Origin of the sequence: Bradyrhizobium semiaridum (assembly GCF_020329505.1) — a bacterium.
GTDB classification, from domain to species: domain Bacteria; phylum Pseudomonadota; class Alphaproteobacteria; order Rhizobiales; family Xanthobacteraceae; genus Bradyrhizobium; species Bradyrhizobium semiaridum.
Map to the genome: position 1 here is coordinate 76,247 of NZ_JAGKJJ010000009.1, position 17,763 is coordinate 94,009.

The window sequence follows — 17,763 nt, forward strand, 5'->3', positions numbered from 1 at the left end:
GCTAATCCCTGTCACGCGGTGGTTCTCAGCGAATTCCGGCCCGCCCGCACTCTCATACGCTCATATTCCTTCCCTTCGGCCGGATAATTGGAGGAAAGCTGCGTGGCTGGTCTCGGCCGCACCGGCCTGCGAGGGCACCATCGAGGGCGCGCAAACAAGACTAAAGTTCGCTCCGGCGCTGCCGACGTGTTGGGCATGCAAGCGATCATTCCAGCGTCGCCAGCAGTCCCGCCATCAGCTGGCCGCGCTCAGCGAGGCTGTCGACCTCGATATGTTCGTTGAGCGTGTGCGCGTCGGCGCCGCGCACGCCGAGGCCGTCGAGCGTGGGGATGCCCATCGCACCGGTGAAGTTGCCGTCGGAGCCGCCGCCGGCACTGCCGTGCGGCAGGTCGAGGCCCATCGCCGCCGCGAGACCTTTTGCCTTTTCATAGAGTGCCATGGTGCCGGCGTCCGGCTCCCACACCGGGCGGGTGACGCCGCGCGTCACCTTGAACGTCACGTCGTTGGTGGTGCCCGACAGCGCCAGCATGCGCTCGACACCGCGGTCGAGATCGGCCTGCCGCTTGGCCATGCTGAGCGCTTCGCCGGTGCAGGTCGTGGCAACGCAATTGACCCATTGGCCGCCATGCACGATGCCGACGGAGAAGGTGCAATCCTCTGATGTCATGCCGTCGATGGCGAGAATCTGCCGCGCCATCTCGCGGATCGCGGAGCGGCCGGAGGCCAGCGTCGCGCCGGCATGGCTCGGCTTGCCGATGGCTTCCAGGTTGAAGCGTGCGATCGCGTAGCGGCCGGTGACGACGCCGTTGTTCGGCCGGCCGGGTTCGGGCACCAGCACATATTTGTTGCGCGCGGCTTCCGCCTCGATGATGTCGCGCGTCGACGGCGTGCCGACCTCTTCATCCGGGGTGAACAGCACGGTGATCGGCAGCGGCGTCGTGAACGAAGCGCGGGCCAATTGTCTGATCGCCTCGAGCGAGAGATAGTTGCCGCCCTTCATGTCGAAGATGCCGGGGCCGAAGCACTTGTTGCCCTCGCGCCGCCACTGCAGCTTCTCGATGGTGCCGACCGGATGCACGGTGTCGAGGTGGCCGGCGATCAGGATGCCGGGCTGGCCCTGCTTCGGATGCGGGAAGCGGGCGCGGACGCAGCCGGCAAACCCCTGCCGCCCGGCGATGCGCTCGATCGTCGCACCCATGATCGCCATGTCGCGCGCGGCGAGGTCGAGCATGCGCTCGACCGCGGACGCGTCCCAGGTCGGGCTCTCGCATTCCACCCAGCTCCGCAGGCCCTGCAGCATCGCTTCAGAATCAAAGGGAAGATTGGCTGGGTTCATGACGTTTCTCTCTTTGTTGTTTGGACCGCGCCGTCGCGCGCGCATACGAAAGTCGCAGCTAGCGAATTTGTAAAGTCAAAATCCGGGCCGCGCCGCATCATTCGTTAGTGTACGTGCGATCTCGCCGGAAACCGATTGACGCACACAGGACTTGGTGCAAGTCTCGATTTCGCAAGCCCAACAGCATGTTAGTCCGCCTAAATAACGGACCTCATGCATAACGAATAAGCCGGCTTTGACCAATCAGACGTCAGGAGAAATTGCATGTTGCCTATCTCGCGTTGGAAGCATCGCACGATAGCGGCCGCGCTGTCGGCGCTCGCGCTGTCGTTCGCGCCGCAGGATTTGTCGTTTGCGCCGCCGGCGATGGCCGCGGGCAAGACCATCACCGCGGTGATGCATTCGGATCTGCGCGTCATCGATCCGATCATGACCACGGCCTACATCACCCGCGACCATGGCTACATGATCTACGACACGCTGCTCGCGACCGATTCCAGTTTCAAGATCCAGCCGCAGATGGCGGACTGGAAGGTCTCCGACGACAAGCTCACCTACACCTTCACGCTGCGCGACGGCCTGAAGTGGCATGATGGCACGCCGGTCACGGCGGAAGATTGCGTCGCCTCGCTGAAGCGCTGGGGCAAGGTCGACGGCATGGGCCAGAAGCTGATGGACTTCGTCGCGAGCCTCGATGCCACCGACGCCAAGACCATCACGCTGAAGCTGAAGGAGCCCTACGGCCTGGTGCTGGAATCGATCGGCAAGCCGTCGTCGCGCGTGCCGTTCATGATGCCGAAGCGTCTTGCCGAGACGCCGCCGGACAAGCCGATCCCGGAACAGATCGGCTCCGGCCCGTTCAAATTCGTGCAGAGCGAATTCCAGCCGGGCGTGAAGGCGGTCTACGAGAAGAACAAGGACTATGTGCCGCGCAAGGAGCCGGCGAGCTGGACCGCGGGCGGCAAGGTCGTGAAGGTCGATCGCGTCGAATGGGTGACGATGCCCGACGCGCAGACCGCGGTGAACGCGCTGCAATCCGGCGACATCGACTTCATGGAGAACGTTCCGTTCGACATGCTGCCGGTGCTGGAAGCGAGCAAGGACCTCAAGATCGAGGTGCTGAACAAGTTCGGCTTCCAGACGCTCGGCCGGATGAACTTCCTGTACCCGCCGTTCGACAATCCGAAGGTGCGCCGCGCCGCGTTCCTGGCGATGAACCAGAAAGACGTGCTCGACGCGCTGGTCGGCAACGCCAAGTATCAGCAGATCTGCGGCGCGTTCTTCGTCTGCGGCACGCCGCTCGAGACCGACGTCGGTGCCGAGACGCTGGTGAAGGGCACCGGCATGGCCGAGGCCAAGAAGGCGCTGGCCGAGTCGGGCTATGACGGCACACCCGTCGTCGTGATGGCGCCCGGCGACGTCACGACGCTGAAGGCGCAGCCGATCGTCGCGGCGCAGCTGCTGCGCGATGCCGGCTTCAAGGTCGATCTGCAGGCGACCGACTGGCAGACCGTGGTCACCCGCCGCGCCAGCCAGAAGCCGCCGAAGGAAGGCGGCTGGAACATGTTCTTCACCAACTGGGTCGCGGCCGACGTGTCCGATCCGATCGTCAACGCATCGATCACCGGGCGCGGCAAGAACGGCGGCTGGTTCGGCTGGGCCGATGATCCCAAGATCGAGGAGCTGCGCGACAAGTTCGCGCGCGCAGCCTCGATTGACGAGAAGAAGAAGATCGCCGCCGACATCCAGAAGGAAGCCTACGACCAGGTGATCTACGTTCCGCTCGGCCAGTACACGATCCCGAGCGCATGGCGGAAGTCATTGACCGGCGTGCTCGACGGTCCGGCGACGCCGATCTTCTGGAATATCGAGAAGTCGGAGTAAAAGGACGCAAGGCGTCTTCACACAGCACAAGCACAGTCTTCACACAGCACAAGCAAAAATGGCCGGGCATCGCCCCGGCCATTCTTGTTTTTAGGGCTTCCGCCGATCAGGTGTGACAGTCTCGCACCTGCTCGAGACCGTCATGGACTGGCGGCCCGCCCTGCGGCGGGGTGCGCTCCGGGGGCGGCCCGCCCTTGCGCTGGTGGCGCTCATTCGCCGCTTGTTTCTCGGAATCGCGCTCGTTGGTCATCGTCATCTCCAATTGCTGCGTGACAACAATTTTGACGGGAAGTGGTTCCTGCCCGATGGCCGTGCCCAACAGCAAGCCCGCGCCGACCGCCGCGCTGCCCATGGAGGAGCGGCGTGCCGCTCCGCGTTGCCGGGTCCTCAAAGTCGGGGACCATCGAGTTCGGCAGCGAAGTGATCGCATGCACGGTGCGAAACCTCTCGCGGCAGGAGCCAGCATCGAGGTCAACTCGCCGCTCTGGTTTCCCGACCGCTTCACGCTTGCCGTCGACGGCGAGCGGAGGCCGTGCCGGATCGTTATGGAAGAGGGAGAGGCGGTTGGGGTCGACGTTCGAGTGAGGCGCTGTACCGAAGCCTGGTGCGGGCGGTGGGACTCGAACCCACACGACGTTGCCATCGAGGGATTTTAAGTCCCTTGCGTCTACCAATTCCGCCACGTCCGCGTGCGCCAGGCGCGCCGATTTCTAGCGCGTTTGGCGCTGCAGTGGAATCGGCATTATCCGGTGTGAACAAGCGCGGTTTCAATGCCTTAGCGCGCCGACCTGCAATTCCGATTGCGCCAGGCGCGCCTTGCGCCGATAAGGACGGCGTGCCGCGATGCCGCGATGCAGCCTCAATCCCGACATCTGTGGCTGCTTTAGGCAATCTCAACACTGTCCGATTAAGAAAGCCGCATGTTCGCTCGTTTCCCCTGCCGCCGCAGCCTGTCGCGCGCGGCGGCCGTCGTTACGCTGCTCGCCCTGGCTGCCGGCGTCTCCGGCTGCGCGCAGATCGGCGACAGCGTGTCGTCGGCTTTTGCCGATCCCGCCAAATACGATCTCTATGACTGCACGCAGCTCGAGACCGAGCGCAAGAGTCTGGCCAGCCGCGCCGCCAATCAGGAGGCGTTGATGGCCAAGGCCCAGACCGGTGTCGGCGGTGCCGTGGTGTCGGAATTGGCCTACCGGAACGAGCTGATTGCGATCCATGGCCAGCAGAAGGTGCTGGAGGATGCCTGGCGCAAGAGCAGGTGCCATGAAACCCCACCGGCGGCCGCCGAGGCGACGCCGTCCACGTCGCCCGCTCCCGCCGCAAAAGGCGCACGGCCGCCGCGCTCGGCGCTCCACTAGCCGACCGTCCGTTACGCCCGCCAGTCGTAGATCCAATCCTGCCGCGCCAGCATGCGCTGCGGCCCGATGGCGCGAATGGCGAGATCGCGCGCAATCGCGGCCGGACCGCTCAGATGATAGATGCGGCCCTGTTGCCGCGCGAGGCGCTGCACTTTCAGAACGCGCGGGCGGCGCATCTGGGCGTAGCGCTTCAGTGCGGCAGGAATCCCTGAAACGTTTTCGCCGCCGCTGTCACTCATGGCCTCTCTCAAGCTCTTGCCAAGCACCGCCGCGTCCTCGATCGCCATGCCGGCGCCCTGCGCGGCGAACGGCAACATCGCATGCGCGGCGTCGCCGAGCAGCGCCACCGCGCCTTCGTTCCAGCGGCCGATATCGGGCAGGGTGAACAGCGCCCATTTGCGCCAGCCATCGACTGCACCGATCAGCATCCGTGCAGTCGCGGGCCAGCGCGACGTGAACGCGTCCTTGACCTCGTTGACGTCGCCGGGTGCGCTCCAGCCCGGCCGGTTCCAGGTGCCGGAGACGATCGCGACGACATTGATCTGACGGCCCGCCGAGATCGGATAGGCGACGAGATGCGCATTCGGCCCCATCCAGAGCTGCACCCGCGGCGCGGTATATTCACGCGGCAGGGCTGTGGCCTCCAGCGTGCCGCGCCAGGCGATCAGGCCGGAAAATCGTGGCTGCACGTCCGGAAACAAATGTCCGCGCACCGACGACCAGATGCCGTCAGCGCCGATCAGCGCCACCGCCAATTCCTGCTGCCGTGCATTGCCGCGGCGCTGGACCACGGTCAGTCCCTTGGCATGCTTGGCAACGTCCTCGAACTGGCAGCCGAGGCGGAGGTCGATGTCGGGATGATCGTTCACCGCATCCTGCAACGCGGCCTGCAAGTCGGCCCGGTGGACCACCCAATAGGGTGATCCGGCGCGGAACGCAGCGGCCTCGCCGAGCGGCATCCGCGTGATCTCGCCGCCGGCGCGCGCGCTCATGACGGTCACGGCCTCCGGCGTCACCGCGCGCCGCGCAAGCCGCTCCTTCAGCCCGAGCTCGACCAGGATACGGCTGGCATTCGGGGAGAGCTGGATGCCGGCGCCGGCTTCCTCGAGCCGGTCGGCCTTCTCCAGCACGACGACGCGAAAACCCTGCGCGGCCAACGTCAGCGATGCCGTCAGTCCTCCGATCCCGGCGCCTGCTACGATGACGGTTCGCGTCAGCGCCACGGGCGCGTCAGGTCAGGCGACCCGGTCTTTCAGCACGCATTCGGGCGGGCGCGCCTCGCCGGGCGCAAGGTCGGACGCGAAGCGATACAGCGTCGAGCAGTACGGGCAGATGATCTCGCTGTCGTTGCCGAGGTCGAGGAACACATGCGGATGGTCGAAGGGCGGGTTGGCGCCCACGCACATGAACTCCTGCGAGCCGATCTCGATCACCGAGACTCCGGCATCGTTATGGAAGTGCGGGACGACGTGGTCGGACATATTCTCACCTTGGTGGCAGCAATGAGCAAACACAATCAGCAGCGTGCGGCATCGCGAAATGCCGCGCACCATACTGGCGGGAACTGTTGATTCCTAGAGCCCCGACGGCCCATTTGCTCATGCAAATTCGACACAATCTTGTCGTCCCAGAGAAGCCCTCCTTTGGTCGGAGCCGTTGTGTCGCAAAAACGGCACACTATCTCCAAGGCGACTTAAACTAGAGGTTTTTTCGTGATGAACCGGATGCGTGTCAGCTTCGCGGCGGCCGGCATCGCAGCAACCGCTGCGCTGGGTGCCGCCGTCTGGCCGCATGCCCACGATGCCGGCGCCGTGCTGGCCGCGCAGGACGATCCGGCCGAACTCGCCGATCTCAGAATCAAATCGGCCCTGCGCAACAATCCGACGTTGATCTCGGAAAACATCGAGGCGGCGCTCGCCGCCAACGACGCCGATCTCGCCGCGAGCTTCGTTGCGCTCGCGCGCGACAGAAACATCGCGCTCGGTGACGAACTCACCAAGCGTGTCGACGATGCGGTCGCCGAGCAAGGCTCGACGGTGCATTTCGCCAAGGGGTTCGCTACCGGCTTCGTGACCGGCGATGCCGACGATGTCGCAAGCCTGTCCGGCACGGTCGCCGGCGATCTGTTCGTGTTCGGCGACATCAGGGATGTCGTGCGCGAAGGCAAGCATCTGGCGATGGGCGAGGACACCGATCATCTGGTGCTTGGCCTCGCTGCCGCCGGGCTCGCGGTGACCGCGGCGACCTATGTCTCGGTCGGCGGCGCGGCGCCGCTGCGTGCCGGACTGACGCTGGTCAAGGATACGCGCAAGGCGGGACGGCTCAGCGAGGGATTGATTTCGTGGGCCGGACGCTCGGCGCGCGATGTCGTCGACGAGCCGGCGTTGCGCCAGGCCGTGTCATCAGGTTCGGTGCTCCGGCCGGCAGAGACCGCGGGCGCGATCCGCGCGGCGTTCCGCGCCGAGAAGGCCGGCGCGCTGGTGCGCGCCGCCAAGGACGTCGGACGCATCGGCGAGGCCGCCGGTGTTCGTGCCGCGCGGGATACGCTCAAGGTCGCGGAGAACCCGAAGGAGCTCGCGCGCGCCGCCCGCATCGCCGAAGCGAAGGGCGGCCAGACCCGTGCGATCCTGAAGCTGCTCGGCCGCGGTGCGCTGCTGCTTGCCGTGGGCACGTTCAATCTCACGATGTGGCTGTTCGGCGCGCTGTTGACGCTGTTCGGATTCCTCGCGTCGATCAAGGCGACCACCGAGCGGGCGACCGCGTGGTGGCTTAGACGCAGCAAGGCGCGTCGCCTCAGGCAGCAGGCGACGGCTGACATGGCGACCCAGGCCGCGCTGGCGGGCGCAGCCGTCCAGGGCTAAGCTTGCGGTCGGCTGTCGACCGCCAATCCCAAAATCCCCCAAGAAGAAAACGGAATGGATGATGCCGAGTTTCCATCACGGCGATGTTGAGATTGCCTATATCGACGAAGGCGAGGGCGAACCGATCGTGCTCGTGCACGGCTTTGCGTCGAGCAAGAACGTCAACTGGATCTACCCGACCTGGGTCTCGGACCTCGTCAAGGCCGGCCGGCGCGTCATCGCGCTCGACAATCGCGGCCACGGCGAATCCGCAAAACTCTACGATGCCGAGCAGTACGAGATCGCGATCATGGCAAGCGACGTGATCGCGCTGATGGATCATCTCGGCATCGCCCGCGCCGACGTCATGGGCTATTCGCTGGGTTCGCGGATGACCGCGATCCTCGCGCGCGAGCAGCCGGACCGGCTGCGCTCGGCGATCCTCGGCGGCATCGGCGTCGGGCTGATCGAAGGCGGCGGACCCGGCGAGAACGTCGCCGTCGCGCTGGAAGCGGCCTCGCTCGACGACGTCACCGATCCGGTCGGCCGCACGTTCCGTGCCTTCGCCGACCAGACCCGCTCCGACCGCCGCGCGCTCGCCGCCTGCCTGCGCGGTTCGCGCCGCCTGATGACGCGCGAGGAGGCGGCCGGCATCGCCGTGCCGGTGCTGATCGCGGTCGGCAGCAATGACGAGATCGCCGGTTCGGCCTTCGCGCTCGGCAAGATCATTCCGGGGTCGGAGGTGCTCGATATCCCGAACCGCGATCACATGCGCGCGGTCGGCGACAAAGTCTACAAGACCGGCGTCATCGACTTCCTGTCACGGCGAAAGTAGCTCGTCGGCATCGTCTTTCGCCAACGCGCGCGCGGCCGCGATCAGCACGACGAAGGTCGCGACCCAGACCATGCGCGCGCCGTAACGGTCATGCGGGCCCGATATCACGCCGCAGATGAACGCGTTGCCGAGCAGCGCGAGCGTGACCGTGCCGGCCAGCAATGTGAAGTCGTCGCGCCGCCGCCGCCATAGGCCGTGGCCGAACAGCAGCGCGACTGCCAGCATCGAGGCCAGCGCGACCGGCACGTGGATGCGGTTGATCGCGGTAAAGTCGAGCTGCCAGCGCTGCTGCTTGGCCTTGCGCATCGGCGCGAGCTGCGCCGGGATATAGCGCTCGATGATGCCGTAGGTGTGCGGGATCCAGCCGTTGGTGCCTTCGCCGGTGGCGACATGGGCGAGCTGATCGGCGGTTGCAGTCAGCGCAGCCCTGGCCTGCCATGCCGGATATTCGGCGAGCGAATGCAGGACGATGAAGCCCATCTCGTCGTTCAGCCCCTGGAAGCGGCCGAGCGTGTTGAACATGCTGTGACCCCACAGGAAGTCGTCGGCGGTCGGCGGCAGCTGCTCGCGATAGGGACAAAGTTTCAGATTCTGCCTGGCGCAATGGTCGCGCAGATATTGCGCGACGATGCCATCCTGCAGCATGCGGCCGAACGGGACGCCATAGCCGCCGGGCGTCCAGGCGAGCTGTCCCGACAGTGCGAAGTTCGCGGTCAGCAGCATGACCGCACCGGCGGCGAGGGTGAGGCTGCCCTGCACGAGGCCGCCGAGCGGAAGCTGCCGGCGCAGCCACGGACGCACGGCCCAGCCGGCACAGCACAGGCCGAGCAGCACCGCCAGCGTTGCGCTGTGCGAGGCGGCTGCGAACGCCGTGAAGGCGACCAGCGCCGCCTTCTCCAATGTCGCAATCTTCTCGCCGTGCAGCACCAGCGCGAACAGCGCGAGCACCGACAGGCCGGCGAAGATGTCGGTCAGCAGCATGCTCGACAGCCAAGGCAGCGCGGTGGTCAGCACCAGCACCAGGCTGATCGCAATCAGCCGGATCGGCCGGGCAAGGCCGAGCACGCGCAGCACGAGTTGCAGGATCCACAGCGTCGCCAAGGTCTGGATGCCGAGATTGAGCCAGAAGCCCGACCGCTCGCCGAGATGCAGGTAGATGCCGAATACCGTGGACCGGCTCGGCACCAGATATCCCTCATACCAGCGCGCCAGATAGCCGCCGGTATCCCACTGAAGCAGCGGATAGCCGTTCCAGAAGGCCGGCGCGAGCAGCAACAGGGGAATGGCAATGGTGGCGATCCAGACCGACCTTGTATCGGTCACGCGTAGAATCTGGGTGTTGATGGTGTGACCCCCCGGCATTGGGCCGACCATGCCCAAATCTGCGGTTCGGACGAAATCCGCCAATAGTTGCAAAAGGACGGCTTGATTTCGGCAAAATCCCGACCACCTGCCCTAGACGTCCGGCCGGGGCGTTCGGCTGGGGTTTACCGTACCGAGCCGTCCCGCGACGCGCTCGATCCACCGTGCTATAACGCACAGCCGAAACACCGAATTGCGAGAGCAGCCATGGCAGTTCATCAGGTCAATCCGCAGGGGGGCAAGCTTGCGGCGCTCGATCCGATCTGGGATCGCATCCGCAGCGAGGCGGAAGACATTGTCCGGCGCGAGCCGGAGCTGGCCTCCTTCATCTATGCCACCGTGCTGCATCATGACCGCCTCGAGGATTCGGTGGTGCATCGCATTGCCGAGCGGCTCGATCACGCCGCGCTGTCGGGCGATCTGATCCGCCAGACCTATGACGAGGCGCTGCGCGATGCGCCCGATATCGGCAACGCCTTCCGCGCCGACCTCGTCGCCGTGTACGACCGCGATCCGGCGACCGCGCGCTTCATCGATCCATTGCTGTACTTCAAGGGCTTTCACGCGCTGCAGACCCACCGTCTGGCGCATTGGCTGCATCAGAAGGGCCGCAAGGATTTCGCCTTCTACCTGCAGAGCCGCTCCTCGGCGGTGTTCCAGACCGACATCAATCCGGCGGCGCGGATCGGCCGCGGCATCTTCCTCGATCATGCCACCGGCTTCGTCTGCGGCGAAACCGCTGTGATCGACGACGATGTCTCGATCCTGCACGGCGTGACGCTCGGCGGCACCGGCAAGGAGAACGAGGATCGTCATCCCAAGATCCGTCACGGCGTGCTGATCGGTGCCGGCGCCAAGATCCTTGGCAACATCGAGATCGGCCATTGCGCGCGCATCGCGGCCGGCTCCGTCGTGGTCAAGCCGGTGCCGCATAACGTCACCGTCGCCGGCGTTCCCGCCAAGATCGTCGGCGAGGCCGGCTGCGCCGAGCCGTCGCGCACCATGGACCAGATGCTCAACGCGATCGGGCTCTGATTTCGTTCGCTTTCCGGTCGCGCGTGTGCGCAACATCACGTCGCCAAAGCTTGAAAAGGCTCTGGCGATCCGTGCCGTCCCGTCCTAAAACTCCCCGGAAAATCACCGACACGATTGGAGACTGCCGTGGACGTTCAGGAAGTCAGGAAGCTCGACGCGTATCTCAAACGCGTATTCGGCAATCCCAAGATTCGCGTGGTGCCGCGGCCGAAGAAGGACGACTCGGCCGAGGTCTATATCGGCGAGGAATTCATCGGCGTGCTGTTCGTCGACGACGAGGACGATGACCGCTCGTTCCAGTTCCAGATGGCGATCCTCGAAGAGGATCTGGCCGAGTAACTCAACTCGTGCGCCTGCTTCGCTGCGCTCGCAATGACGGAACCAATCAGCCTCTCGGCCCGCGCATCTGCGCGGCGAGCCGATCCATCGCGATGGCGACGTCGCGCCATTGCACCAGCCAGCCCCGCGGAAACCGGAAGGTCAGATCGGCGCCCTCGACGCGCCGTTCGCTCAGGCACATGCCCGGCGTTGCGGCGTCGCGCGAGCAGCGCGCGGTCAGCGCCGGCTCGCCGGCGGTGAACAGATCCTCGCCGCCATAGGGCGAGCCGTCGCGAAACGCGCGCTTGGTCAGCTCGTGATCGGTGCTCGCGGCGTCCTCGAGATAGCGCGGATAGATCGTGCGCAGCCGCGCCTCGGGGGCCAGTGAATCGTGGTGCGCGGAGATCGACACGAAGATCCGGTCGATCGGCTGCACCTTGTCCTCGATCGTATCGGCGCTGTAGTGCTTCGGCGCGGCAGGCGCCGCCAGCGACGGATAGAGGAAGCTGAGGTCGACGCGTTCCTGCGGGCCGGAGTGGCGCTGGACCTTCATGCGCACCGCCAGAGTCGGCACGTTGAACAGCGTGCCGCCGACGCTGACCGGCAGCCGCGAGGGATCGCTTGCCGGGACGGTCGTGTAAGTCGGCCACAGCAGGTAGGCGACGATGGCAACGGCGCCGGCTGCGATGATCCCCGACACGGCGATCGGAACGAGGTGCGCGCGCGGATTGCGGCGGGTGTCGCGGGCGAGATGTTGGGCCGTCGAAAGCAGCGTCATGAGCAGGGCAGGATCAGGTCGGAGGTAGCCGAATCACCTGCCGACTATGCCACGTGGCGGCGGATTTCCGTATGATTCCAATGGAATCCGCAAACCATCGGCCATGCGCCGCGCGCGGCCGGCTTCGCCCTGTTAACCCTTTCTTAAGGATGATGTGGCGGCGCGCCGCCGATTTTGCGAAGCACGGTGGTGGCCTGTTGCGTGATGGAAGTGCCGATGTCGCCCGATGCCCTGAATTCGCTGTTCTCGCTCTTCATCGGTTTTGCGCTGGCCGGAGCCCTGGCGAGCGGCTACCAGATGATGGCGGAGCGTCCGGCCGGGTTCGGCCTGTTGCAGCAGGGCGCGGTGCCGAAGACCTTCGCCGCGGTTCCGTTTCTGGTGTTCGCCGCGCCCTTCATCATCATGCGCAACACGCTGCGCGGTGCGCGTATCGAGCGCCGCCGCTTCGAATTCGTGATGATGGCGACGATCATCTCGGGCTTCTGGAGCCTGATGTCCGGCACCTTCTTCCTGATGACGCTGCGCGCCGCGGGCGTGCTGACCTGATCCGCAAAGCGGACCCGAGTCCTCGCTTGAAAGCCCAATGGCCGCCGTGCCAAGGTCGCTTCAATCGAGGAGACAATTCATGGCGATCTACGAACTCGACGGGCAGGGGCCCGATCTTCCCGCTGACGGCAATTATTTCATCGCCGACACCGCCGTCGTGATCGGCAAGGTGCGCCTCAAACCGCGCGCGAGCGTCTGGTTCGGTGCAGTGCTGCGCGGCGACAATGAGTGGATCGAGATCGGCGCAGGTTCCAACGTCCAGGACAATTCGACCCTCCATGTCGATCCCGGCTTTCCGCTCGTGATCGGCAACGACGTCACCATCGGCCACAACGCGATCGTGCACGGCTGCACGCTGGAAGACGGCGTGCTGATCGGGATGGGATCGATCGTGATGAACGGCGCGCGCATCCGGCGCGGCAGCGTCGTCGGCGCCGGTTCGGTCGTCCCCGAGGGCAAGGAATTTCCGGAATACTCGCTGATCATCGGCGCGCCGGCCCGCGCGATCCGCACGCTGGAGGCAGGCCAGATCGAGGTGATGACGCGGCCGGCGAAGTCCTATGCCATCCGGGGACCGCAGTACAAGGCGGGACTCAAGAAGATCGGCTGAACAAGATCGGTTGAACGGACGTCACGCCTTCCGGCCCGGCCTGCGTGCACGCTTCGATGGTGCGCCGTCCTGCTTCGCTGCGCCCTGAAGCTTCGCGCTCTTGCGCAGCGCGTCCTTCAGGTCGATCGGGATACCGTGCTTCTTGAAGAGATCGGCGAAGGCCTCGTCGGCCAGCTCCTGCAATGTCGCCATACGGTCGCGTCCGAGCTGTTTCAGCTTGTCGAACGTCTCGTCATCGAACTCGATCAGCTTGCGCAAAGCGCATTGCTCCAATGCTGTGGGGGCTCCCTGGGAACTGCCGTCTTGCGCAATGGTTGAGCCCGCAAGGGAGAACTCCAATGCGCAAATTATCCGCCACCACCGCGCTCGCGACAATCGTGTTTCTACTGGCGCCGGCAGCCGGCTTCGCTCAAGGCACCGGAGGCGCCGGAGGCAGCGCCGGCGCGGGCACCGGCAGCCCGTCGCCGTCAGGCACGTCCGGCACGGCCTCGTCGCAACTCGGGTCACCGCGCGGCACCAACAGTGCCGGCACCGCCCAGTCCTCGGGCCGGCCGAACAGCGGCGAGGGCGTCACCACCGGTTCGGCGTCGGGCCAAAGCATCGACAAGACCATCGAAGACGAGAACCGCTCGGTCGACCACCGGTTGAAGGGCATTTGCCGCGGTTGCTAGGGTGCCGGTGCCGCCAATGATTAACGCGGGTCGCGCAGAAGTGAGCGCGACAAAGCGCGCAGGCGGGAAGTCGCGGTCCTACATTGGGTTAGCATGATCGGGCGCAGGGACGCGCCGGAGGATTTCTTCTTTAGAAGGAGTAACGGGTGATGTTGCGTAAAACGATGATTGCCTTGTTGGCGACCGCTTCGGTCGGTCTGCTCACGGTCGACGCTGCGTCGGCGCGCGGCGGCTTTGGCGGCGGCGGCTTCCGCGGCGGCGGTGGCGGTTTTCATGCTGGCGGTTTTGGCGGCGGTGGGTTCGGCGGCGGCTTCCATGCCGGTCCGGCTTTCCGTGGCGGAGGCTATGGCGGTGGCTTCCGGGCGGCTGCGATCGGCGGCGGCGCCGGATGGGCTGGTCGCGGCTGGCACGGCGGTGGCTGGCACGGCGGCGGCTGGCGTGGCGGCTACTATCGCCGCGGCTGGGGTTATCCGCTGGCGGCGACAGCGATCGGCCTTGGCCTCGCCTATGGGGCGTACGGCGCCTATGGCGGCTATTATGACGATTACTACGCCGGCTATCCGTACTACGCCGATTACGGCTATGGCGACGATTACTATGGCGGCTGCTACGTCGTCCGCCGCAGCGTGATGACCCCGTACGGATGGCGGGTCCGCCCCGTGCAGGTCTGCAATTGAGCCCACCGCGCAGCGCATGGTGGTCCATCTGATCGCCACGCTGCTGGTCTTGGAATGATCGTCGCGGCCTCGGTGTTCTGACGCCGGGGCCGCCGCGCAATGGTATGCGGCTTGCCTTATCTTGGAGCTGTGTCGTGCAGCCGTTCCCGTGTGAATGCGTCACAACGCTAAACGGCCCGGCTGCGATCGGGGCCCGGCCTCAGAGGATGACCGAGATGTTGACCGCTCCCGATTTGACATTGCTGTTCATGGGCGTTGTTCTCAGCCTGGCGATCGCGTTGATCTGGATGCTCCACGAGCTCGAGCCGAGGCTTGCACGATTGCGGTCGCGGCGCGATCGCGTCGCCCGCGATCGCACCGGGTAGTCGGCAACGACACCCGCCGCGCCGGCAACGCAATCCGGTCAGCCGAGCACGCCGTATTTCTTCAGCCAGGCCTGCATCTGATTCCAGCCATCCTCGGCCGCGTCCTTGCGGTAGCTGGCGCGATAATCGGCATGGAAGCCGTGCGGCGCGCCGGGGTAGATCTTGAACTCGGCGGTCTTCTTGTTCGCAGCCAGCGCCGCCTTGAACGCCTCGACACTCTCGACCGGAATGCCGGTGTCGGCCTCGCCATAGAGGCCGAGCACCGGCGCTTTCATCTCGGGCGCGAGCTGCATCGGGCTCTTCGGCCACAGCGGGTTCGGCGGATCGAGCGGCGGGCCGTAGAAGGCGACGCCGGCCTTCAGCGCCGTCGAATGCGCGGCATATTCCCAGACCGTGCGTCCGCCGCGGCAGAAGCCGATGATGCCGAGGCGCGAGGTGTCGCCGCCCTGCGATTTCGCCCAGGCCACCGTCGCGTCGAGGTCGTCCAGCAGCTCAGCATCAGCCTTGCCATTCACGATCGGCATCAGCTGCGGGATGTCGGTGATCTTGGTGAGGTCGCCGCCCTTGAAGTAGTAGTCCGGCGCCACCGCGAAGGCGCCGAGCTTGGCGAGCCGGCGCGTGACGTCATTGATGTATTCGTGCAGGCCGAAGATCTCCATCGCGACCAGCACCACCGGCGGATTGTTGACGCCGGCAGGGCGCGCGAAATAACCGGGCATCTCGCCCTCGGCCACCTTGATCCTGGCATCGCCGACCGTGAGGCCGCTGGTGTTGGTCTTGATCACGTCGGCCCGTACCGGGCCAGCGGCTAGGGTGTAGCCCGCGGCGACGGCAGCCGATGCGGTCATGAAGCCGCGGCGCGACACCGGCGCGGGCTTGGTCAGTCCGATGACATCCTGGGTCAGAACAGGGCCGGCGCTCATTCATGTCCTCCTGGGGATCAAGGAGGCGGCATTCAGCAAACAAAGCCGATGGCTGGCAAATCACCAGCCTGCGAGCAGCGCGCAGAAAAAAACAAGGCCGTCGACGTAGTATACCGTCAACGACCTTGCCAGCCCCGGACCTTGAAATCGGCTCACGCCATCCGGTCCTTTAAGGATGACTCGGATTCGAATGCCGATATGTGAACCAGTTCACAAATTCGGCGATTAATTCACTTTACCGGGCGTTTGCGGCGAACCCCGGCTCAGCCGCGCGATCGGTGGCGTTTGCGATAAGAGCTCCGCACCTTCGACCGCTTGCGCGGCGACGGCTCCGCAGCCGGCTCGTTGGCCTGCGCGTTCGCCTGCGCCTGGCGCAGACCCTCGACCTGCTCGGTCAGCGTGGCGACCTGGTCGGAGAGCTTCTTGTTGTCGGCCTGCTGCGCGGCGAGCTGCCGGCGCATCGCCTGCATCTGGTCCTGCACCTCCTGCAGCTGGTCGATCGATTCCTGCTGGGTCATCTCGAGCCCCTTGGTCTTCTCGACCAGGGCTTCGGAAACCTGTACGGCCCGCGCCTGCAACTGACGGGCGGCAACTGCGCGGTCGGTCTCGGGGGTGTTGCCGCTGAAGGCACGATACATCGCGATCGAGCCGATGCCGAACAGCACGAGCACCAGCGCCACGGCGCCGATCGCGATCGGCTGCACGCCGATGCGGCTGCTCGACTGCGTATTCCCGGGGGCAAACTCGACCATGCGACGAGAAACCGGAGATCAATTGAATAGCTCCGATTACCACAACCGGGGCAGGGGCAAAACCAGGATTCAGGCGGGCGTGGGATATCGGCGGGCGAAATCTGCCGCGAATTCAATGGCCCTTGCCCCAAATTGGGACTGTTGGGCGGTTTCGGCTCGATCCGGGAGGCGCGTTCAGACCGACGGAGGCGCGATCAAACCGACCCTCATCTCCCTGGCCACATAGACGCAGGTGTCGTCGGCCAGCACGCGTCCATCGCCGACGCCGAGGGCCAGTCTGCCGCGCCGGACCTGGCGCATGTCGACCTCGTAGCGGACGCGCCGGACCTCCGGCGTGATGTGGCCCCTGAACTTCACGTCGCCGACGCCGATGGCCCGGCCCTTGCCCGGCGAACCGGACCAGCCGAGCCAGAACCCGATGATCTGCCACATGGCGTCGAGACCGAGGCAGCCCGGCATCACCGGGTCGCCGGCAAAATGGCAGGCGAAGAACCAGAGGCCGGGCGCGATGTCCAGCTCGGCGACGACATGGCCCTTGCCGAATGCGCCGCCGTTGAGACTGATCTCGGTGATGCGGTCCATCACCAGCATCGGCGGCGCCGGCAGTTGCGCGTTGCCCGGCCCGAAATAGCCGCCCTCGCTTGATCGCAGCAAATCGGGCTTCGTGTAGGACGATCGCGGCGTGTGAAAATCGTGCGGGTTGAACATGATGGCCTTCGATCTTTGACTTCCTGCTGAACGTTAGCTGTGGCAGTGCACGCTAAGCTTTGGCCTTGGCGGGCAGGCGCAGCGCGGCGGCCATGAAGGCCCAGATCTCGTCGGTGAGCCGCATCGGATCAGGCCGCCGATCGCCGGTCAGCGCGCCGATCAGTGCCTGGCGGATGCCGCCGATCATCAGCGCGATGGTGAGGTCAGGGTCGATGTCGGCCGGCACAATCCCATCGCGCTGCGCCGCCTGAAGCATCCTCGCGCCACCCGCGAGCTGCCGGCTGGTGAAGGCTGTCTCAACGTCCAGCACTTCCGGTGCGCGGCTGAGCGGACCGATCACGAGCGGAGCAAATGGGTGGTCGTAGTGAAACGCGACATAGGCGCCGATGCGGGCTTTCTCCCGTTCTGCCCAGCTCGTCGCAGGCAGCTTGGCGCCGCCAAACGCAGCTTCATCGAGCTGGCGATAGAAGTCCTCGACCACAGCCGCGATCAGGCCGGCCTTCGATCCGAAGTGGTGATAGGCGAGCCCGACCGACGCTCGCGCTCGCCTGGCAACAGCCTGCATCTCGAGGTGGCCGTGGCCTTCGACGAGCTCGTCCTGCGCCGCAGAGAGTAATCGTCCACGCGTTCCCAAGCCCGGCACAGCGATCTCGTCTGTTTCTGAATTGAATTCAATTCAAAACGACATCCGCGAGCAAGTCAAGCTCAACGAAGAAGTGGGCCTTAGCGGGCCTTCATCGCTGCCACAATGCCGGAGGGGACACGGCA

The 17,763-nt window shown here is 65.6% G+C and carries 22 protein-coding genes and 1 tRNA gene; 11 read left to right on the top strand and 12 right to left on the bottom strand.

From position 1 onward, the window contains the following. Positions 1 to 205: 205 nt before the first annotated feature. Positions 206 to 1,336: a M20/M25/M40 family metallo-hydrolase gene (locus J6500_RS13365; RefSeq protein WP_225713173.1), complete on the bottom strand. Its 1,131-nt coding sequence runs from the start codon at positions 1,334 to 1,336 to the stop codon at positions 206 to 208. Between the two features lie 264 nt (positions 1,337 to 1,600). Between J6500_RS13365 and J6500_RS13370 the strand changes: the two genes are divergently transcribed. Next, entirely contained in the window at positions 1,601 to 3,220 is a 1,620-nt protein-coding gene (locus J6500_RS13370; RefSeq protein ID WP_225713174.1) for an ABC transporter substrate-binding protein, read from the top strand. 106 nt (positions 3,221 to 3,326) lie between these two features. Here J6500_RS13370 and J6500_RS13375 read toward each other — a convergent pair whose 3' ends face one another. Continuing rightward, the gene (locus J6500_RS13375) at positions 3,327 to 3,572 is read right to left on the bottom strand and encodes a hypothetical protein (protein WP_225713292.1); all 246 of its coding nucleotides are present in this window, start codon (positions 3,570 to 3,572) and stop codon (positions 3,327 to 3,329) included. A gap of 250 nt (positions 3,573 to 3,822) precedes the next feature. Further along, positions 3,823 to 3,909 (bottom strand) — tRNA-Leu (locus tag J6500_RS13385). 231 nt (positions 3,910 to 4,140) lie between these two features. Here J6500_RS13385 and J6500_RS13390 point away from each other — a divergent pair. Next, on the top strand, positions 4,141 to 4,575 hold the full coding sequence (locus J6500_RS13390) for a twin-arginine translocation pathway signal (protein ID WP_225713175.1): 435 nt from the start codon (positions 4,141 to 4,143) through the stop codon (positions 4,573 to 4,575). Positions 4,576 to 4,586: 11 nt separating this feature from the next. Here the strand turns inward: J6500_RS13390 and J6500_RS13395 are convergent, their stop codons facing one another. Next, positions 4,587 to 5,798, bottom strand: a complete 1,212-nt coding sequence (locus J6500_RS13395) for an FAD-dependent monooxygenase (protein WP_225713176.1) — start codon at positions 5,796 to 5,798, stop codon at positions 4,587 to 4,589. 12 nt (positions 5,799 to 5,810) lie between these two features. Beyond that, positions 5,811 to 6,056, bottom strand: coding sequence for a zinc-finger domain-containing protein (locus tag J6500_RS13400; RefSeq protein ID WP_225713177.1), 246 nt, complete (start codon positions 6,054 to 6,056; stop codon positions 5,811 to 5,813). A 234-nt stretch (positions 6,057 to 6,290) separates the two neighbouring features. Between J6500_RS13400 and J6500_RS13405 the strand changes: the two genes are divergently transcribed. Together J6500_RS13405 and J6500_RS13410 are read left to right on the top strand one after the other, a co-directional pair. Then, a complete protein-coding gene (locus J6500_RS13405; protein WP_225713178.1) occupies positions 6,291 to 7,436 on the top strand; it encodes a hypothetical protein in 1,146 nt (381 codons plus the stop codon). A gap of 61 nt (positions 7,437 to 7,497) precedes the next feature. Beyond that, positions 7,498 to 8,250: an alpha/beta fold hydrolase gene (locus J6500_RS13410; protein WP_225713179.1), complete on the top strand. Its 753-nt coding sequence runs from the start codon at positions 7,498 to 7,500 to the stop codon at positions 8,248 to 8,250. On the opposite strand, the gene J6500_RS13415 is transcribed toward J6500_RS13410, so the two are convergent. Further along, positions 8,236 to 9,624 (bottom strand): hypothetical protein, encoded by a 1,389-nt coding sequence (locus J6500_RS13415; protein ID WP_376707795.1) that lies wholly within the window; start codon positions 9,622 to 9,624, stop codon positions 8,236 to 8,238. The two genes, J6500_RS13410 and J6500_RS13415, sit on opposite strands and share 15 nt — an antisense overlap. Positions 9,625 to 9,819: 195 nt before the next feature. Between J6500_RS13415 and cysE the strand changes: the two genes are divergently transcribed. Both cysE and J6500_RS13425 read left to right on the top strand, forming a co-directional pair. After that, positions 9,820 to 10,647, top strand: a complete 828-nt coding sequence (gene cysE / locus J6500_RS13420; protein ID WP_225713181.1) for a serine O-acetyltransferase — start codon at positions 9,820 to 9,822, stop codon at positions 10,645 to 10,647. Positions 10,648 to 10,773: 126 nt separating this feature from the next. Next, positions 10,774 to 10,986, top strand: a complete 213-nt coding sequence (locus J6500_RS13425) for a DUF3126 family protein (RefSeq protein WP_212398002.1) — start codon at positions 10,774 to 10,776, stop codon at positions 10,984 to 10,986. 46 nt (positions 10,987 to 11,032) lie between these two features. On the opposite strand, the gene J6500_RS13430 is transcribed toward J6500_RS13425, so the two are convergent. Further along, positions 11,033 to 11,743 (bottom strand): hypothetical protein, encoded by a 711-nt coding sequence (locus J6500_RS13430; RefSeq protein WP_225713182.1) that lies wholly within the window; start codon positions 11,741 to 11,743, stop codon positions 11,033 to 11,035. Between the two features lie 216 nt (positions 11,744 to 11,959). On the opposite strand from J6500_RS13430, the gene J6500_RS13435 reads away from it, so the two are divergent. Beyond that, positions 11,960 to 12,289 (top strand): DUF6949 family protein, encoded by a 330-nt coding sequence (locus J6500_RS13435; protein ID WP_225713183.1) that lies wholly within the window; start codon positions 11,960 to 11,962, stop codon positions 12,287 to 12,289. A 79-nt stretch (positions 12,290 to 12,368) separates the two neighbouring features. Then, a complete protein-coding gene (locus J6500_RS13440; RefSeq protein WP_225713184.1) occupies positions 12,369 to 12,899 on the top strand; it encodes a gamma carbonic anhydrase family protein in 531 nt (176 codons plus the stop codon). Positions 12,900 to 12,920: 21 nt separating this feature from the next. On the opposite strand, the gene J6500_RS13445 is transcribed toward J6500_RS13440, so the two are convergent. Then, on the bottom strand, positions 12,921 to 13,238 hold the full coding sequence (locus tag J6500_RS13445; RefSeq protein ID WP_376707796.1) for a hypothetical protein: 318 nt from the start codon (positions 13,236 to 13,238) through the stop codon (positions 12,921 to 12,923). Between J6500_RS13445 and J6500_RS13450 the strand changes: the two genes are divergently transcribed. From J6500_RS13450 to J6500_RS13460, 3 genes are all read left to right on the top strand, one after another. Next, positions 13,238 to 13,570, top strand: a complete 333-nt coding sequence (locus J6500_RS13450; RefSeq protein WP_225713185.1) for a hypothetical protein — start codon at positions 13,238 to 13,240, stop codon at positions 13,568 to 13,570. The two genes, J6500_RS13445 and J6500_RS13450, sit on opposite strands and share 1 nt — an antisense overlap. A gap of 149 nt (positions 13,571 to 13,719) precedes the next feature. Then, positions 13,720 to 14,247, top strand: coding sequence for a hypothetical protein (locus J6500_RS13455; RefSeq protein ID WP_376707800.1), 528 nt, complete (start codon positions 13,720 to 13,722; stop codon positions 14,245 to 14,247). Positions 14,248 to 14,462: 215 nt separating this feature from the next. Beyond that, on the top strand, positions 14,463 to 14,612 hold the full coding sequence (locus J6500_RS13460; protein ID WP_225713186.1) for a hypothetical protein: 150 nt from the start codon (positions 14,463 to 14,465) through the stop codon (positions 14,610 to 14,612). 38 nt (positions 14,613 to 14,650) lie between these two features. On the opposite strand, the gene J6500_RS13465 is transcribed toward J6500_RS13460, so the two are convergent. The 4 genes from J6500_RS13465 to J6500_RS13480 all read right to left on the bottom strand — a co-directional run bounded on the left by J6500_RS13465 (position 14,651) and on the right by J6500_RS13480 (position 17,638). Then, the gene (locus tag J6500_RS13465; protein WP_225713281.1) at positions 14,651 to 15,460 is read right to left on the bottom strand and encodes a dienelactone hydrolase family protein; all 810 of its coding nucleotides are present in this window, start codon (positions 15,458 to 15,460) and stop codon (positions 14,651 to 14,653) included. A gap of 338 nt (positions 15,461 to 15,798) precedes the next feature. After that, positions 15,799 to 16,287: a hypothetical protein gene (locus tag J6500_RS13470; RefSeq protein WP_225713187.1), complete on the bottom strand. Its 489-nt coding sequence runs from the start codon at positions 16,285 to 16,287 to the stop codon at positions 15,799 to 15,801. 174 nt (positions 16,288 to 16,461) lie between these two features. Next, on the bottom strand, positions 16,462 to 16,995 hold the full coding sequence (gene fabA / locus J6500_RS13475; protein WP_225713188.1) for a bifunctional 3-hydroxydecanoyl-ACP dehydratase/trans-2-decenoyl-ACP isomerase: 534 nt from the start codon (positions 16,993 to 16,995) through the stop codon (positions 16,462 to 16,464). A 52-nt stretch (positions 16,996 to 17,047) separates the two neighbouring features. After that, entirely contained in the window at positions 17,048 to 17,638 is a 591-nt protein-coding gene (locus J6500_RS13480) for a TetR/AcrR family transcriptional regulator (RefSeq protein ID WP_225713189.1), read from the bottom strand. Positions 17,639 to 17,763 lie beyond the last annotated feature (125 nt).

Excerpts from the sequence above, each read along its gene's own strand:
- J6500_RS13365 (WP_225713173.1), bottom strand. The coding sequence starts at position 1,336 with ATGAACCCAGCCAATCTTCCCTTTGATTCTGAAGCGATGCTGCAGGGC.
- J6500_RS13370 (WP_225713174.1), top strand. The coding sequence starts at position 1,601 with ATGTTGCCTATCTCGCGTTGGAAGCATCGCACGATAGCGGCCGCGCTG.
- J6500_RS13375 (WP_225713292.1), bottom strand. The coding sequence starts at position 3,572 with ATGGGCAGCGCGGCGGTCGGCGCGGGCTTGCTGTTGGGCACGGCCATC.
- J6500_RS13390 (WP_225713175.1), top strand. The coding sequence starts at position 4,141 with ATGTTCGCTCGTTTCCCCTGCCGCCGCAGCCTGTCGCGCGCGGCGGCC.
- J6500_RS13400 (WP_225713177.1), bottom strand. The coding sequence starts at position 6,056 with ATGTCCGACCACGTCGTCCCGCACTTCCATAACGATGCCGGAGTCTCG.
- J6500_RS13405 (WP_225713178.1), top strand. The coding sequence starts at position 6,291 with ATGAACCGGATGCGTGTCAGCTTCGCGGCGGCCGGCATCGCAGCAACC.
- J6500_RS13410 (WP_225713179.1), top strand. The coding sequence starts at position 7,498 with ATGCCGAGTTTCCATCACGGCGATGTTGAGATTGCCTATATCGACGAA.
- J6500_RS13415 (WP_376707795.1), bottom strand. The coding sequence starts at position 9,624 with ATGGTCGGCCCAATGCCGGGGGGTCACACCATCAACACCCAGATTCTA.
- cysE (WP_225713181.1), top strand. The coding sequence starts at position 9,820 with ATGGCAGTTCATCAGGTCAATCCGCAGGGGGGCAAGCTTGCGGCGCTC.
- J6500_RS13430 (WP_225713182.1), bottom strand. The coding sequence starts at position 11,743 with ATGACGCTGCTTTCGACGGCCCAACATCTCGCCCGCGACACCCGCCGC.
- J6500_RS13435 (WP_225713183.1), top strand. The coding sequence starts at position 11,960 with ATGTCGCCCGATGCCCTGAATTCGCTGTTCTCGCTCTTCATCGGTTTT.
- J6500_RS13440 (WP_225713184.1), top strand. The coding sequence starts at position 12,369 with ATGGCGATCTACGAACTCGACGGGCAGGGGCCCGATCTTCCCGCTGAC.
- J6500_RS13450 (WP_225713185.1), top strand. The coding sequence starts at position 13,238 with ATGCGCAAATTATCCGCCACCACCGCGCTCGCGACAATCGTGTTTCTA.
- J6500_RS13455 (WP_376707800.1), top strand. The coding sequence starts at position 13,720 with ATGTTGCGTAAAACGATGATTGCCTTGTTGGCGACCGCTTCGGTCGGT.
- J6500_RS13460 (WP_225713186.1), top strand. The coding sequence starts at position 14,463 with ATGTTGACCGCTCCCGATTTGACATTGCTGTTCATGGGCGTTGTTCTC.
- J6500_RS13465 (WP_225713281.1), bottom strand. The coding sequence starts at position 15,460 with ATGACCGCATCGGCTGCCGTCGCCGCGGGCTACACCCTAGCCGCTGGC.
- J6500_RS13470 (WP_225713187.1), bottom strand. The coding sequence starts at position 16,287 with ATGGTCGAGTTTGCCCCCGGGAATACGCAGTCGAGCAGCCGCATCGGC.
- fabA (WP_225713188.1), bottom strand. The coding sequence starts at position 16,995 with ATGTTCAACCCGCACGATTTTCACACGCCGCGATCGTCCTACACGAAG.